We start from the raw sequence: 15,333 nt of genomic DNA, 5'->3' as shown, positions 1-15,333 counted from the left end.
CCATGGAAGCATTCACCACGCACACCGGCCGGGCCGTCCCGCTGCGCCGCTCCAACGTCGACACCGACCAGATCATCCCTGCTCACTGGCTCAAGAAGGTCACCAGGGACGGCTTCGAGGACGGTCTGTTCGAGGCCTGGCGCAAGGACGAGAACTTCATCCTCAACCGCCCCGAGCGGCAGGGCGCGACCGTCCTGGTCGCCGGCCCCGACTTCGGCACCGGCTCCTCCCGTGAGCACGCCGTCTGGGCGCTGCAGAACTACGGCTTCAAGACCGTGATCTCCTCCCGCTTCGCCGACATCTTCCGGGGCAACTCGCTGAAGAACGGCCTGCTCACGGTGGTCCTGGACCAGAAGATCGTGGAGGCGCTCCAGGAGCTCACCGAGAACGACCCGCAGGCCGAGATCACGGTCGACCTCGAGGCCCGCGAGGTGCGCGCCGAGGGCGTCACCGCCTCCTTCGAGCTGGACGAGAACTCCCGCTGGCGGCTGCTGAACGGCCTGGACGACATCTCCATCACCCTCCGGAACGAGGCCGACATCGCCGAGTACGAGGCCAAGCGGCCGTCGTACAAGCCGCGGACGCTCCAGGTCTGATCCCGAGCCCGCTTCGGGCGTGATCGGCACATCTGAATACGGCTGGTTTCAGCCACCGCAACACCCCGCCTGTACCCCCGATCGCCACGATTGGGGGTACAGCCATGTCTGCACCCGAACGGGCGCTCGCGTTGTCGCAGGTCTTGCCAACTTCCCACGTTAGGGCGGATGTTGTCGGGGTACGTGAGTGCTGTGTCCGCGGCTTCCGCAAGTGCTCGGAAGGCCATTTGAGGCGCCAGTTGCACCCTGCGCAGGCGACAACTCGCCCCAGATGGCACAATCTGTGCATGGAACACGACGGCCAACTCCAGCTCTATGCGGCGGTCGCGGGCCAACTCAAGGAAGCGCACACAAGAGTGCGCGCACTGCAAGTCCCGGAGGGCGTACGGATGGCGCTGACCCGGAAGCTGCTGGTCATTACGGCCGCGGCCAAACACGACGTCGCCGACGCGGCAAGGCGGCTCGAACGGTTCAACGCGGACCTCGACGCGGGTCGAATCCCCGAAGAGGACCGCTGACCGGACCGTACGAGCAGGCCGAGTCCGTTGCGGCACAAGGGTGATAAGCCCGTTTCGTGTTTGATTTGCGGTATATATCTGCCTAACGTGCGAAAAAGCTTGAACACATTCGTTCTGGCGATGTCTCCGAAGGGGAAGACGTGAACAAGGCGCAGCTCGTAGAAGCGATTGCCGACAAGATGGGCGGCCGCCAGCAGGCCGCCGAGGCTGTCGACCATGTCCTGGACGCCATCGTCCGCGCGGTCGTCGCGGGTGAGCGGGTCTCGGTCACCGGCTTCGGGTCCTTCGAGAAGGTGGACCGCCCCGCCCGCTACGCCCGCAACCCCCAGACGGGCGAGCGGGTTCGGGTCAAGAAGACCTCTGTGCCGCGCTTCCGTGCCGGTCAGGGCTTCAAGGACCTGGTGAGCGGCTCCAAGAAGCTGCCGCGCGGCGGTGAGGTCGCGGTCAAGAAGGCGCCCAAGGGCAGCCTGACCGGCGGCGCTTCGGCGACGGTCAAGAAGGCGGCGGCGAAGAAGACCACCGCCAAGAAGGCCACGGCGGTGGCGAAGAAGACCGCCGTGAAGAAGACGGTGGCCAAGAAGACCACGGCCGCCGCGAAGAAGACCACCACGGCGGCGGCGAAGAAGACCACCGCCAAGAAGACCACGGCGACGGCGAAGAAGACGGCCGCGAAGAAGGCGCCGGCCAAGAAGGTCACCGCCAAGAAGGCGCCGGCCAAGAAGTCGACGGCGCGCAAGGCTCCCGCCAAGAAGGCCACGGCTCGCTGACGCGGGGAGCGCCGAGGTACTCACGCGACGGGCCGGATTCCCTTGGGGAGTCCGGCCCGCGGTGTGTTTCGGGTGCGGGCCGGTGGGGGCTTGTCGCGCAGTTCCCCGCGCCCCTTGGTTTCTCGCCTCAGAGCGTCTGCAAAGTCACCAGGGTGATCCGGAGGTCGGCTCCGGTCCCCTCCGTTTCGATCCGCACCCGCTGCCCAGGCCTCAGCAGGCGCAGCCCGCCCGCCTCGAAGGCCTTGCCGTCGAACGGCACCGGTGTCCCGTCGTCCAGTAGCACCTGGCCACTGTGCGTCTCGGGGTCGTACGTGTATGCGGTCGCCTGCATGAGCGCAGCCTACTGGTCCGGGATCAGCAGGCGGGCCGCCACCGTGGCCGTGCGGGGGCCCACGCCCAGGGCCAGGGCCGCGCGCAGGTCGGCGCCGGTGTCCACGTCCTGGCGTACCGAATCCACGCCCACCAGTCGCAGTTCCTCGGCGCCCGAGGCGGCATGGCGGGCGCGGGAATCCAGGCCGAATGCGGGCGCCAATTCATGGCCGGGGGTAGCCGCCAGCAGGGTGGTGCCGATTGCCGCCGCGTCCGGGAGAAAAGCGCGCGGGAATTCCGCGGCCGCATCCAGTACCCGGGCCAATTCCAGCGGGCGCACCGCCGGCAGATCGGCGTTCAGGGCCGCCACGGGGCTTTCCGGACGCGATGCCCGGACGGCCGCAGCGCCGTGCCGCAGCGCCGAGTTCAGGCCGCTCGACGGCGTGTCCGGGACGATGCGCGCGCCCAGCGCCGACAGCTCGCGCCCGGCCAGCGTGTCGTCCGTGACGACCGCCACATCCTTCACGGCCAGGCAGGCCAGCGCCGCGGCCACCGTGTCCTGGGCGAAGGCGAGAGCCAGTGACGGACGCAAACCGTCCGACGCGGTGTCCGCGAGCCTGCTCTTGGCCCGAGCCAGCGGTTTGAGGGGTATGACCAAGGTCCACTGCACCGACGTACCGTCCCTCCCTTGTTGCCTCATTGTCACCCGGGCTCACGGGGTGGTCGCGATGCCGAGGCGTACGGTGTTCTCGACAGGCCGGCGGGCCGGGGCCACACTTCTTCCCGATCCCAGGCCGGGAAGAAGTCCTAGAGGAAGGTGTCCGCGTGCCCCGCCGGAGAATCGGCTTCTGGTACCGCTTCGCTGCGGTTCTCTGCAAACCTCCGCTGGTGGTTCTGATCAAGCGGGACTGGCGCGGAATGGAGAACATTCCGGCCGAGGGTGGATTTATCACCGCGGTGAACCACAATTCCCACATCGATCCCTTCGCCTACGCCCATTATCAGTACAACACCGGCCGCGTTCCGCGATTCCTCGCGAAGAGCGGGCTTTTCAAGAAGGGATTCGTCGGCGCCGTGATGCGCGGCACCGGCCAGATCCCCGTCTACCGCGAGTCCACCGACGCGCTCAGCGCCTTCCGGGCCGCGATCGACGCCGTGGAGCGCGGCGAGTGCGTCGCCTTCTACCCTGAGGGAACGATCACCCGCGACCCGGACCAGTGGCCCATGACCGCCAAGACCGGTGCCGCCCGGGTCGCCCTGCAGACCAGGTGCCCGGTGGTCCCGGTCGCCCAGTGGGGCGCCAACGAACTGCTCCCGCCGTACGCGAAGAAGCCCAACCTGCTGCCCCGCAAGACGCACCACGTCCTCGCGGGCCCGCCGGTCGACCTCACGCGCTTCTACGGCAAGGAGATGACCCAGGACGTCCTCAAGGAGGCGACCGAGGTCATCATGGCGGCCATCACCCGCCAGCTGGAGGAGATCCGCGGCGAGAAGGCTCCCGAGACCCCCTACGATCCACGCCAGGTGCGGATCGAGCAGCGGCGCCGGACGCGTGCGCAGAGCGGTCTGGAAGAGGAGAGCGGCAAGTGAGCAAGCCTGCCAAGGCGGCGGTCTTCAGCGCGGGTTCGTGGGGTACGGCCTTCGGGATGGTGCTCGCCGACGCCGGGTGCGAGGTCACCCTGTGGGCGCGGCGCGCGGAGGTGGCCGATGCCGTCAACTCCGGCCGTACCAACCCCGACTATCTGCCGGGCGTGGAACTTCCCGAGAACCTGCGGGCCACGACCGACCCCGCCGAGGCGGCCGCCGGCGCCGACTTCACGTTCCTGTCGGTGCCGTCCCAGACCATGCGGGCCAACCTCGCCGAATGGACGCCGCTGCTCGCGCCCGAGACGGTCCTCGTGTCCCTCATGAAGGGTGTCGAACTCGGCACCGTCATGCGGATGAGCGAGGTCATCCAGGACGTCACCAAGGTCGGCGCGGACCGCGTCGCCGTCGTCACAGGCCCCAACCTCGCCCGGGAGATCGCGGCCCGCATGCCGGCCGCCGCCGTGGTCGCCTGCACCGACGAGACGGTCGCCCAGCGGCTCCAGGCGGCCTGCCACACGCCGTACTTCCGGCCGTACACCGAGACCGACGTGGTCGGGTGCGAGCTGGGCGGCTCGGTCAAGAACGTCATCGGCCTCGCCGTGGGCATCGCCGACGGCATGGGGCTCGGCGACAACGCCAAGGGTTCGCTCATCACGCGCGGTCTCGCGGAGACCGCGCGGCTCGGCATCGCCCTCGGCGCCGACCCGCTGACCTTCTCGGGACTCGCCGGGCTCGGCGACCTGGTGGCCACCTGCTCCTCCCCGCTCTCCCGCAACCACACCTTCGGCACCAACCTCGGCAAGGGCATGACCCTGGAGGAGACCATCGCGGTCACCAAGCAGACCGCCGAGGGCGTCAAGTCCTGCGAGTCGGTGGCCGATCTGGCCCGCCGGCACGGCGTGGAGATGCCGATCACCGAGACGGTCGTGGACATCGTGCACGAGGGCAAGCCCCCGGTGGTCGCCCTCAAGGAGCTGATGTCGCGCAGCGCGAAGCCCGAGCGACGCTGAGCGAACCCGCCCTGCCGACGCTGTCTCGGGGCCCTACCACCGGGTACTCTCAACGCGATATGAGCACCGAGAACCTCCCCCAGAGCCCTGAGCAGCCCGCTCGCAAGCCGCGCGTGGCCGTCGTCTTCGGCGGCCGCAGCTCCGAGCACGGGATCTCCACGGTCACCGCCGGAGCCGTCCTGAGCGCCATCGACCGGACGAAGTACGACGTCCTGCCGATCGGCATCACCAGGGAAGGCCGCTGGGTGCTCACGGCCGACGAACCCGAACGCATGGCCATCGCCGAGCGCCGCACCCCCGAGGTCGGCGACCTCGCCGAGTCCACCGAGGGCGGCGTGGTCCTCCCCGTCGACCCCGCCAGCCGCGAGGTCGTCTACAGCGAGCCCGGCTCGGTGCCCAAGGCGCTCGGCGAGGTCGACGTGGTCTTCCCGGTGCTGCACGGCCCGTACGGCGAGGACGGCACCCTGCAGGGTCTTCTGGAGCTCTCCGGCGTCCCGTACGTCGGCTCGGGCGTGCTCGCCTCGGCCGTCGGCCAGGACAAGGAGTACATGAAGCGGGTGTTCGCCTCCTTCGGGCTCGCCGTCGGCCCGTACCTGGTGATCCGCCCCCGCGAGTGGCAGCAGGACGAGTCCGCCGCCCGCAAGCGGATCGTCGACTTCGCCGGCGAGCACGGCTGGCCGCTGTTCGTGAAGCCCGCGCGCGCGGGTTCGTCGATCGGCATCACCAAGGTCGACGACCTGTCCGGCCTGGACGAGGCGATCGCAGAGGCCCAGTCCCACGACCCGAAGATCCTGATCGAGGCGGCCGTCCGCGGCCGTGAGATCGAGGTCGGCGTCCTGGAGTTCGAGGACGGCCCGCGCGCCTCGGTCCCGGCGGAGATCCCGCCGCCCTCCGAGCACGCGTACTACGACTTCGAGGCCAAGTACATCGACTCCACCCCCGGCATCGTCCCGGCCCCCCTCACCCCCGAGGAGACCGCCGAGGTCCAGAAGCTCGCGGTGGACGCCTTCGAGGCCGCGTCCTGCGAGGGCCTGGTGCGCGCCGACTTCTTCCTCACCGAGGACGGCGGCTTCGTCATCAACGAGATCAACACGATGCCCGGCTTCACCCCGATCTCGATGTACCCCCAGATGTGGCAGGCGACCGGTGTCAGCTACCCGGACCTCATCGACCGCCTGGTCCAGGCCGCCCTGAACCGTTCAACGGGCCTGCGCTAGAAAACGCCCCGAGCTGAAGCGCCCCTTTAGGGGCGCGGGGAACTGCGCGGGCAACCACTGACGACCCGCAGCCGACAAGCGACCTTGAGTCCTACGGCGCTCAGTCGGCAATCCCTTCCGGCACCGCTTTCTTGATGGCAGGCGCCAGACTCACCAACGGCGCCATGCCATCCCCGGTCCGCCCCGCGGGAATCGTCACCTCGACATACGCCTTCCGCAACGTCGTGGTGAACCGGAACGATTTGTCGGCCTCCTGCTCCAGCAGCCACCCCACCCCGTTCACCTCAACCCCGTCGGCTTCCGGGTCGGCCATCTTCGCGGGTCGCGAAACACCGCAGCGCAGTATGATCGCCGGGTCCCCCCAGCCGGCGGTCAGCGCGGACGAGGGCTCGGGGTCACGTCGGCCCAGCTTGTCGACCTTCTGCGGCAACACCTCGTCGAGGTGCCGGCACAGCTTGGCAACGGCCCCGCCCGGACTGGGAACCGCCGCCGACGGGGCGTCGTCTGCTGATGAGCAGCCCGCTGCCGCGATCATCAGCGCGGCGAGCGCGGGCAGACCGGATGGCCGGTGACGGAAGAAGTTCACCGGCCAAGGGTAGACGGGGGCTACAGATGGACGACCGGGCAGGTCAGGGTGCGCGTGATGCCGTCCACTTGCTGGACCTTCGCGACCACCATGCGACCGAGTTCATCGACGGTGTCGGCTTGCGCGCGCACGATGACGTCGTACGGTCCTGTCACATCCTCGGCCTGGATGACTCCGGGGATTTTACTGATCGTCTCGGCGACGGTCGACGATTTGCCGACCTCCGTCTGGATCAGGATGTACGCCTGTACCACGGAACCTCCAGGGCGGCCACGAGGATCATGTGGGGAAAAGGAACGCCACGGTATCGCGTCGCCGCTCACCGCGGGGAGACCTGCGCGGACAGGGGCTTGCGCGCCGGGGTGCAGGCACGACAGATGTTGACGGTCACCTCGACCGTATCCACGACGACGGTGACGCGCGAGCGGGCACGGCAAGGCAGAGAAGGGGCGTAAGGGCAATGAAGGGCACTGTTGGTGAGCTGGGGGAGTTCGGGCTCATCAGGGAGCTCACCTCCCGTCTCACCACCACTCCGGCGGTCCGGGTCGGCCCCGGCGACGACGCCGCGGTGGTCGCCGCGCCCGACCGCCGGGTGGTGGCGAGCACCGACATCCTGCTGGAGGGCCGGCACTTCCGCCGCGACTGGTCCACGGCCTACGACGTCGGCCGCAAGGCGGCCGCGCAGAACCTCGCGGACATCGCCGCCATGGGCGCCGTGCCGACCGCCCTGCTGCTCGGCCTGGTCGTGCCCGCCGAGCTCCCGGTGACCTGGCCCAGCGAGCTGATGGACGGCCTGCGCGACGAGTGCCAGGTGGCCGGCGCCTCGGTGGTCGGCGGCGACGTGGTCCGCGGCGACACGATCATGGTGTCGATCACCGCGCTCGGCGATCTGCGCAACCAGGAGCCGGTCACCCGGGCCGGCGCCCAGCCCGGCGACCTGATCGCCGTCACGGGCTGGCTGGGCTGGTCCGCGGCCGGCTACGCGGTGCTCTCCCGCGGCTTCCGCTCACCGCGGGCGTTCGTGGAGGCGCACCGCCGCCCCGAGCCGCCGTACCACGCGGGCCCGGCCGCCGCCGCCCTCGGCGCGACCGCGATGTGCGACGTGAGCGACGGGCTGATCGCCGACCTCGGGCACATCGCCGAGGCCAGCAAGGTCCGGATCGACATCCGCTCCGGCGCGATCGACATCCCGACCCAGATGAACGACATCGGCCAGGCCGTCGGCGTCGATCCGATCCAGTGGGTGCTGACCGGGGGAGAGGACCACGCGATCGTGGCCACCTTCCCGCCGGACGTGAAGCTGCCCGCCCGCTGGAAGGTCATCGGCGAGGTCCTCAACCCGTCCGCGCTGCCCCAGGTGACCGTCGACGGGGCGCCCTGGACCAGCAAGGGCGGCTGGGACCACTTCGGGGGCATCGAGTCGTGAGCCTGCCGCGCGTACTGACCGTCGCGGGCTCCGACTCCGGCGGCGGGGCCGGGATCCAGGCCGATCTGAAGACCATGCTGGCGCTCGGCGTGCACGGCATGAGCGTGCTCACGGCGGTCACCGCGCAGAACTCCGTGGGCGTGCAGGGCGCCTGGGAGCTGCCGGCGGCGGCGGTGCGGGCCCAGTACCGGAGCGTGGTCGACGACATCGGGGTCGACGCGGTGAAGACCGGGATGCTCGCCTCGGCCGAACTCGTCGAGACGGTCGCCGAGTTGCTCGCCGGTACCGACGCCCCCGTGGTCGTCGACCCGGTCGGGATCTCCAAGCACGGCGACTCGCTCCTCGCCGCCTCCGCCCTCGACTCGGTCCGCGGCAAGCTCCTCCCGCTGGCCACCGTCGCCACGCCGAACCTCGACGAGGTGGCCCAACTCACCGGGGTGCAGGTCGAGTCGGAGGCGGATCTGCGCCGGGCCGCGGCGGCCGTGCTGTCGTACGGCCCGACCTGGGTGCTGATCAAGGGCGGACACCTGCCCGGCGAGGCCGTCGACCTGCTCACGGACGGCACCGACGAACTCCTGCTGCGCGCCCCACGGCACGACAACCGGCACACCCACGGCACCGGCTGCACCCTCGCCTCCGCGATCGCGTCGCAGCTCGCGAAGGGGCGGTCCGTGCCGGAGGCGGTGACGGCGGCCAAGGAGTACGTCACCGGGGCGATCGCGGCCGGGTTCGCGCTCGGCGCCGGGATCGGGCCCGTGGACCACGGCTGGGCCCTCAGGCCGCGGACAGGGCCGGGTACTCCCGCAGCCTGATGTCCGTGGCCGCCTTCTCGGTCATCTTCTTGAAGAACCGGGCCAGCGGGCGCGAGGCGAGCACCCGGTACATCCGGTCCCGGCTGCGGATGCGCCGCTCGGTCGGCGGGGCGAAGAACGGGCCCGCGTTCCCGGAGATCTTCTGGCAGCCCTTGGCGAAGTCCCGGATCCGGGACTCGTACTCCGCGAAGGCGGTACGGAAGTCACCGCCCGCGAGAGCGAGTTCACCGGCGAGGACATACGCGCCGACGATCGCCACGCCGGTCCCCATGCCGCCCATCGTCGCCCCGTACCCGGCGTCCCCGAGCAACGCCACCCGCCCCTTGACAAGGCGGTCGACGTGGATCTGGGCGATCGCGTCGAAGTACAGGTCGTCGGCCTCTTCGAGGGCCTTGAGGACGGCCGGGGTCTCCCAGCCCATCCCGGCGAAGCGGTCCGTCAGAATCCGCTTGATCGCCGTGACGTCCCGGCGGTCGTACGACAGCTCCTCGGACCGGAAGACCAGCAGCGCGCCGGCCCGGTCCGGGTCCCCGTCGTAGTTGCCGATGACGAACGCGCGGCCGGGCTCGCTGTAGACCCGGCCGGTGCGGTCCAGGCCCAGGTGGTTGGGGATGTCGAAGCCGGCCACGTAGTGGTCGAAGAAGCGCAGGTAGCGGGACTCGTCGCCGAAGACGAGCCGTCGGGTGTTGGAGTGCAGCCCGTCGGCGCCGACGACCAGGTCGAAGCGGCGGGGCGCGCCCTGCTCGAAGGTGACGCCGACGCCCTGCGGGTCCTCCTCGACGGAGGTGATCGAGTCGCCGAAGACGTACTCGACGTCGTCCTTGGTGCGCTCGTACATGATCTGCGCGAGGTCGCCGCGGAAGATCTCCACGTCGCCGCTCATCAGCTCGGCGGGCAGGTCGACGCGCGGGCTGCCGTCCGCGTCGACGACCGTCTGGCGGCCCATGCGGGTCTGGCGGGCGTGGATCTCGTCCCAGATGCCCATGGAGGTCAGGACCGTGCGGTGGACATGACCGCGGAAGTCGACCGCGAAGCCGCCCCCGCGCAGGTCCGGGGCCCTCTCGACGACGGTGACGCGGGCACCGAGCCGGGCGAGGTTGAGGGCGAGGGCGGGTCCGGCGACGCTGGCGCCGGAGATCAGGACGCTGAGGTGCGCGAGGTTCTTCGGCGGGTTGTCCGCCGTGTTCTTCGCCGTGTTGTTCGTCGTGTTGTTCGCCGTGTTCTTCGTCATGCGTTGAGCTTCGGCGGGGGCGCTGACCGTCCTCCTACCGTTCGCTGACCGCCGCTGACCGTTGCCGTCGGCCCTGCTCGAAGGCCTGGCCGTACGCCTCGGCGGTCAGCTTCGCCCGTACCTCCCGCTCGACGCGTACGACGTCCGGGTCGCCCTCGGTCCGGCCGCCCCGCAGGCCCGTCGCCGCGCCCAGCAGCACCGCGGCCCGCTCGGCCGAGCCGGCGGCGGATGCCAGCGCCTCGGCCGCGTCGGCGAGTTCCAGGTCGCCCGGTCCCTCCACGGCCAGCTCGGCGGCCTGCCGGAACCAGTCGCGGGCCTCCTCGGGGTGCCCCTCGGCGGCGGCCGTGCGGCCCAGCCCGATGAGGCTGCGGACGGTCTCGCCGACACTGAACCAGTTGGCGGCGCACTCCTGGAGGGCGTTCTCGTAGTGCACGCGCGCGTGTGCCGTCTCCCCGGACAGCCGCGCCGCGTCACCGAGGCCCCGCCGGGCGGCCGCCACCTTGTCGGGGAGCCCGGCGCCCCGCGCGAGCGTCAGCGCCTCGTCGAAGTGGGCCACCGCGGCGGCCGTGTCGCCCCGGTGCAGCAGCACGGTGGCCCGGGTGCGCAGCAGGTCGGCGGTCTCTTCCGGCGCGGCCAGTTCCCGCATGTACGCCAGTCCCTCGTCGAGCAGCTCCAGGGCGCGCTCGGACTCACCGCGGGTGTGGGCGAGCATGCCGAGCGGGTCCAGGCAGTTGGCCATGCCCCAGCGGTCACCGGTGACCCGGTATCCGGCCAGGGCCCGGGCGAAGCACTCCTCGGCCTCGCCGGGGCGGCCCGCGAACTGCGCCCGGAAGCCGAGCCCCACGTCGAGCAGGGCGCACGCCCAGGGGGAGCCGCCGGCCAGGGTGAGCGCGTGCGCGTCGGTGGCAGGCCGCGGACCGGCCGCGACCGCCCACAGCACGAGGATGTACGGCAGCCGCAACGGCTCCCGGTACGCGTACAGAACGGCGTCCACGCGCGCGATGAGTTCCGGTTCGTCGCCCGCGCCGGAGAGCGCGTTGACCGCGCACAGGACGTACTCCTCCGCCAGCCCGGGCGGCGGGGCGTCCCCGACGGCGGCCAGCAGTTCCCGTGCCGTCGCGACCCGGTCGCCGTGCACTCCGCGCAGCCGCCAGAACCAGGAGAGGGGGCCCATGAGCCGCAGGGCCAGGCCGGTGTCGCGGCGCACGAGGTGACGCAGAGCCGTGTCCAGGTTGGCCTGCTCGGCGGCCAGCCGCTCCAGCCAGGGCAGCTGCCCACCGCCGCGCAGCCGCGGCTCGGCCTCCTCGGCCAGCCGCAGGAAGTAGCCGGCGTGGGCGTCCCGGAGGTCCTCCGCGCCTGCCACGCCCTCCGCGGCGAAGGCCCGGATCGTCTCCAGCATCCGGTAGCGGCCCTCGGACACCTCCAGGAACGACTTCTCGACCAGCGAGGCCAGCACGTCCTCCGGATACGGCAGTCCGCACACCGCCTCGACCGCCGCGAGGGTCGCGCCCCCGGAGAACACCGTCAGCCGCCGCGCCAGCTCCCGTTCCTCCTCGTCCAGCAGATCCCAGCTCCACTCCACGACCGCGCGCAGGGTGCGGTGCCGGGGCGCCTTGGAGCGGTCGCCGCGGGACAGGAGGCGGAAACGGTCGTCGAGCCGGTCGTCGAGTCGGTCGGCCAGTTCGTCGGGGGTGAGGGTGCGCAGCCGGGCCGCGGCCAGCTCGATGGCCAGCGGCAGCCCGTCCAGGGCGGTGCAGATGCCGGCCACGCGCGCGTGCCCGGCGAAGCCGGGGCGTACCGCGCGGGCCCGGTCCAGGAAGAGCCGCAGCGCGGGTTCCGGCGGCAGCGGGGGCACCGGGACCAGGATCTCTCCGGTGATGCCCAGCGACTCCCGGCTGGTGGCGAGCACGCGCACCCCCGGGCAGGCGGCAAGGAGCAGGGCGCAGACCCTGGCGGCCTCCTCGACCAGGTGCTCGCAGTTGTCCAGGACGAGCAGCAGCTCGCGCTCCTCCAGGGCGGCCAGCAGCCGGTCCGTGGTGTCGGCGGCGGGACTGCGCAGGCCCTCGCGGACGCCGAGGGCGGCCAGGACGGCGTACGGGATCCGGGAGGCGTCGGTGAGAGGCGCGAGTTCCACGAAGCAGGCGGCGGGGCGGTGCCGGGCGGCCTCGATCGCGAGCCGTGTCTTGCCGGCCCCGCCCGGGCCGGTCAGCGTGACCAGCCGGGACTCGGCGAGGCCGGCGGCGATCCGGGCGAGTTCGGGTTCGCGGCCGACGAAGCGGGTGAGCTGGACCGGGAGGCGGGGCCGCTCGGGTGCCGTGCCCCGCAGCAGCTCCAGATGGAGCGCGGACAGCTCGGGGGAGGGATCGGCGCCCAGCCGGTCGGCGAGCGCGCGGCGGGCCTCCTCGTACACCGTGAGGGCCTCGGCGGGCCGCCCGCCGGCGTGCAGGGCCCGCATCAGCTGCCCGTACAGCCGCTCGCTCAGCGGCCTGGCGGCCAGCAGCGCCCGCAGCTCCGGCACCAGCTCCGAGCCGCCGCCGAGCGCCAGATCCGCCTCGATCCGGTCCTGTACGGCGGCCAGCCGCAGCTCTTCGAGCCGCGCGGCCTCGGCCTGCGCGTCCGGGAGGTCGGGCAGCGCGGGGCCGCGCCACAGGGCGAGGGCCTCGCGGAGCCGGGCCGCGGCGGTCCCGTGGTCGCCGGCGGCGAGGGCGGCGCGCCCGGCCGCGGACCAGGCCTCGAACTGGTGTGCGTCCACGGTGTCGGGGGCGACGGCGACCCGGTACCCGGTTGCGGTGGCCTCGATCTCCGTGTGCGGGGCCAGCCGCCTGCGCAGCCGGGAGACCTGCGACTGGAGCGCGTTTGCGGCCCCGGCGGGCGGCTCGGCGCCGTACAGCCCGTCGGTGAGGCGCTGGGCGGAGACCGACCGGCCGGCGTCCAGGAGCAGCAGGGTGAGCAGGGCGCGGGGGCGGGGGCCGCCGGGGTCGAGGGGGGTGCCGTCGTCGGTGCGTACGTCCAGGGGGCCCAGGATGCCGAAGCGCATGGGATCAGCTTGTCAGGCCTGGTGCCGGGCATGGCAAAAAGCCGGCCCACCCTGAGGTGGACCGGCTCAGTGCAGCGAACCAGCGTTGGCCGCGCGCTCAGCGACAGTGCGTCAGCGCGAGACCTTGCCGGCCTTGATGCACGAGGTGCAAGCGTTCACGCGCTTCGGCGTCCCGCCGACCACGGTACGCACACGCTGGATGTTCGGGTTCCAGCGGCGGGACGTACGGCGGTGCGAGTGCGAGATGTTGTTGCCGAAGCCCGGCCCCTTGCCGCAGACGTCGCAGTTGGCAGCCACGGGTCACTCCAAAGACTTCAGATGCACTTACGGTTGAATCCCGGCGTGCCGGGATCGAGAGCCTTCGGATCGAAGATCTTGAGTGGCGTTGCCAGGGGAATGGCCCGATCAGATCGGGCAACCGGAGCAGCATACAACGGCTGCGTCCGTTAGACGAAACTAGCATGGCAGCTCACGGGCCCGCTCCCGGCCCTCTTCCGGCGGACACCCCTCCGGGGTCTACGCTGCGTCCACGTTCGGCCGGCTCAGGGAGGCGCAGGTGGCGCAGGTGCCGCAGACATTCTTCGATGCTCTCGCGGTACGCACCTGGTGCGGACTGTCGCTCGGGGCGCTCGGGCGGGCGCGCGAGGAGATCGACGCGATCAACGTCTACCCGGTGGCCGACGGCGACACCGGTACCAACCTGTACATGACGGTGGAGTCGGCCGCGGGGGCCGTGGAGGCCGTCTTCGCCGGCTATGAGCTGGGCGAGGAGGTGCCGACCCTGGCCGACGCCGTCCGCGCGATGGCGCACGGCGCTCTCATAGGCGCGCGCGGCAACTCCGGCACGATCCTGGCGCAGCTGCTGCGGGGCATGGCCCACATCCTCACCGAGGGTGACGCGACTCATATCGACGCCGACGCGCTGCGGCTCGCCCTGCGGCACGCCGCCGACGCCGCCCGCCAGGCCGTCGCCCACCCCGTGGAGGGCACGGTGCTCTCGGTCGCGGCGGCCGCGGCGGACGCCGCCGACGCGGCCGAGGGCGACTGCGGGGCGGTCGCGCGGGCCGCCTATGAGGGTGCGTGCAAGGCGCTGGCCGCGACCCCGGGACAACTGGCCGCGCTGGAGCGGGCCGGGGTGGTGGATGCCGGCGGGCGGGGCCTGGTCGCGGTGCTGGGGGCGCTGGTGGAGGCGTTCACCGGGGAGGCACCGACGGCTTTCGACCTGCACGCGGGCGTGGCGGGCCAGGCCGGGCACGCGCGCGTGGACGCCGTTTCCGACGCCCGGGCCGCGAGCTGCGCCGAGCTCGCCGGCGGCCCCGCCTTCGAGGTCATCTACCTCCTGGAGGCTGAGGACAACGCCGTGGACCGGCTGCGGGCCCGGCTCGACGCGCTCGGCGACTCCCTGGTGGTGGTCGGCGGCGACGGCCTGTGGAACGTCCATGTGCACGTCGACGACGCCGGCGCCGCCGTGGAGGCAGGGGTCGAGGCCGGGCGGCCGTACCGGATCCGGATCACGCACTTCGGCGCCGGAGACGTGCACACCGGCGGGCAGCGGCCGCCGCGCGAGCGGGTGCAGCGGGCCGTGGTGGCCGTCGTACCGGGGGAGGGGCTGGCCGGGCTGTACACCGAGGCCGGCGCGACCACCGTGCTCGCCCGCCCCGGGGAGCCGCCCGCCAGCGGGGAGCTGGTGGACGCCGTACGGCGTGCCCACGCGCGCGAGGTGGTGCTGCTGCCCAACGACGCCGACCTGCGGCACACGGCGGCCGCCGCGGCCGAGCAGGCCCGCGCGGAGGGCATCCGGGTCGCCCTCATCCCGACCCGCTCGGCGGTCCAGGGCATCTCCGCGCTCGCGGTGCACCAGCCGGACCGCCGCTTCGACGAGGACGTCGTCCAGATGACCTCGGCGGCCGGCGCCACCCGCTACGCCGAGGTCGTGGTCGCGGAGCGGCAGTCCTGGACCATGGCCGGCATCTGTCAGGCCGGGGACGTGCTGGGCCTGATAGACGGCGACGTGGCGGTGATCGGCTCGGACGTCACGGCCACCGCCGAGACCGTCCTGGACCGCATGCTCCAGGCCGGCGGCGAGCTGGTCACCCTCGTCCTCGGCGACGAGGCCCCCGACGGCGTCGCCGACCGCCTGGAGGCCCGCGTGCGCGAGGCGTACCTCGCCGTCGACACGGTGGTCTACCGGGGCGGCCGGCAGGGGGCTCCGCTCCTCATCGGCGTCGAGTGAGCCC

General features: G+C 72.0%; 16 protein-coding genes. 9 read left to right on the top strand and 7 right to left on the bottom strand.

The window, feature by feature from the left end; genetic code table 11:
* Positions 1-2: 2 nt before the first annotated feature.
* The 3 genes from leuD (at position 3) to KVT45_RS14345 (ending at position 1,881) form a co-directional block, all read left to right on the top strand.
* Positions 3-596 carry a 3-isopropylmalate dehydratase small subunit gene (gene leuD / locus KVT45_RS14355; RefSeq protein ID WP_217547509.1) on the top strand — a complete coding sequence of 198 codons (594 nt, stop codon included), beginning with the start codon at positions 3-5 and terminating at the stop codon, positions 594-596.
* Positions 597-883: 287 nt separating this feature from the next.
* Positions 884-1,114, top strand: a complete 231-nt coding sequence (locus KVT45_RS14350; protein WP_089098538.1) for a hypothetical protein — start codon at positions 884-886, stop codon at positions 1,112-1,114.
* 140 nt (positions 1,115-1,254) lie between these two features.
* Positions 1,255-1,881: an HU family DNA-binding protein gene (locus KVT45_RS14345; RefSeq protein ID WP_217547508.1), complete on the top strand. Its 627-nt coding sequence runs from the start codon at positions 1,255-1,257 to the stop codon at positions 1,879-1,881.
* Between the two features lie 127 nt (positions 1,882-2,008).
* On the opposite strand, the gene KVT45_RS14340 is transcribed toward KVT45_RS14345, so the two are convergent.
* Entirely contained in the window at positions 2,009-2,212 is a 204-nt protein-coding gene (locus tag KVT45_RS14340; RefSeq protein WP_217547506.1) for a hypothetical protein, read from the bottom strand.
* A gap of 9 nt (positions 2,213-2,221) precedes the next feature.
* Positions 2,222-2,860, bottom strand: coding sequence for a 2-phospho-L-lactate guanylyltransferase (cofC, locus tag KVT45_RS14335; RefSeq protein WP_217547504.1), 639 nt, complete (start codon positions 2,858-2,860; stop codon positions 2,222-2,224).
* Positions 2,861-3,015: 155 nt separating this feature from the next.
* Between cofC and KVT45_RS14330 the strand changes: the two genes are divergently transcribed.
* The 3 genes from KVT45_RS14330 to KVT45_RS14320 are packed head-to-tail and all read left to right on the top strand — an operon-like array spanning position 3,016 to position 6,004.
* A complete protein-coding gene (locus KVT45_RS14330; RefSeq protein WP_217547503.1) occupies positions 3,016-3,780 on the top strand; it encodes a 1-acyl-sn-glycerol-3-phosphate acyltransferase in 765 nt (254 codons plus the stop codon).
* On the top strand, positions 3,777-4,787 hold the full coding sequence (locus KVT45_RS14325; RefSeq protein ID WP_217547501.1) for an NAD(P)H-dependent glycerol-3-phosphate dehydrogenase: 1,011 nt from the start codon (positions 3,777-3,779) through the stop codon (positions 4,785-4,787). Before KVT45_RS14330 ends, KVT45_RS14325 begins: the two co-directional genes overlap by 4 nt.
* Before the next feature lie 59 nt (positions 4,788-4,846).
* Positions 4,847-6,004, top strand: a complete 1,158-nt coding sequence (locus tag KVT45_RS14320) for a D-alanine--D-alanine ligase family protein (protein WP_217547499.1) — start codon at positions 4,847-4,849, stop codon at positions 6,002-6,004.
* Between the two features lie 100 nt (positions 6,005-6,104).
* Here KVT45_RS14320 and KVT45_RS14315 read toward each other — a convergent pair whose 3' ends face one another.
* Positions 6,105-6,590 (bottom strand): DUF3515 domain-containing protein, encoded by a 486-nt coding sequence (locus KVT45_RS14315; protein WP_308310729.1) that lies wholly within the window; start codon positions 6,588-6,590, stop codon positions 6,105-6,107.
* Between the two features lie 20 nt (positions 6,591-6,610).
* Positions 6,611-6,844, bottom strand: a complete 234-nt coding sequence (locus KVT45_RS14310; RefSeq protein WP_059131736.1) for an Lrp/AsnC family transcriptional regulator — start codon at positions 6,842-6,844, stop codon at positions 6,611-6,613.
* Positions 6,845-7,050: 206 nt separating this feature from the next.
* Between KVT45_RS14310 and KVT45_RS14305 the strand changes: the two genes are divergently transcribed.
* Positions 7,051-8,016 (top strand): thiamine-phosphate kinase, encoded by a 966-nt coding sequence (locus tag KVT45_RS14305; RefSeq protein WP_217547498.1) that lies wholly within the window; start codon positions 7,051-7,053, stop codon positions 8,014-8,016.
* Positions 8,013-8,828 carry a bifunctional hydroxymethylpyrimidine kinase/phosphomethylpyrimidine kinase gene (gene thiD / locus KVT45_RS14300; protein ID WP_217547496.1) on the top strand — a complete coding sequence of 272 codons (816 nt, stop codon included), beginning with the start codon at positions 8,013-8,015 and terminating at the stop codon, positions 8,826-8,828. Before KVT45_RS14305 ends, thiD begins: the two co-directional genes overlap by 4 nt.
* Here thiD and KVT45_RS14295 read toward each other — a convergent pair.
* The 3 genes from KVT45_RS14295 to rpmB form a co-directional block, all read right to left on the bottom strand.
* Positions 8,791-10,059 carry an FAD-dependent monooxygenase gene (locus KVT45_RS14295; protein WP_254646768.1) on the bottom strand — a complete coding sequence of 423 codons (1,269 nt, stop codon included), beginning with the start codon at positions 10,057-10,059 and terminating at the stop codon, positions 8,791-8,793. The two genes, thiD and KVT45_RS14295, sit on opposite strands and share 38 nt — an antisense overlap.
* A 34-nt stretch (positions 10,060-10,093) precedes the next feature.
* A complete protein-coding gene (locus KVT45_RS14290; protein ID WP_217547495.1) occupies positions 10,094-13,096 on the bottom strand; it encodes a BTAD domain-containing putative transcriptional regulator in 3,003 nt (1,000 codons plus the stop codon).
* A 111-nt stretch (positions 13,097-13,207) separates the two neighbouring features.
* Complete coding sequence (gene rpmB, locus KVT45_RS14285) at positions 13,208-13,393, bottom strand: 50S ribosomal protein L28 (RefSeq protein ID WP_003993230.1); 186 nt, start codon at positions 13,391-13,393, stop codon at positions 13,208-13,210.
* 259 nt (positions 13,394-13,652) lie between these two features.
* On the opposite strand from rpmB, the gene KVT45_RS14280 reads away from it, so the two are divergent.
* Complete coding sequence (locus tag KVT45_RS14280) at positions 13,653-15,329, top strand: DAK2 domain-containing protein (RefSeq protein WP_217547493.1); 1,677 nt, start codon at positions 13,653-13,655, stop codon at positions 15,327-15,329.
* Positions 15,330-15,333: the final 4 nt, after the last annotated feature.

This window comes from Streptomyces sp. GbtcB6 (assembly GCF_019091475.1).
Taxonomy (GTDB): domain Bacteria; phylum Actinomycetota; class Actinomycetes; order Streptomycetales; family Streptomycetaceae; genus Streptomyces; species Streptomyces hyaluromycini.
The sequence above is the reverse complement of the archived record's forward strand: the minus strand, read 5'-3'. Positions and strand labels throughout refer to the sequence as shown.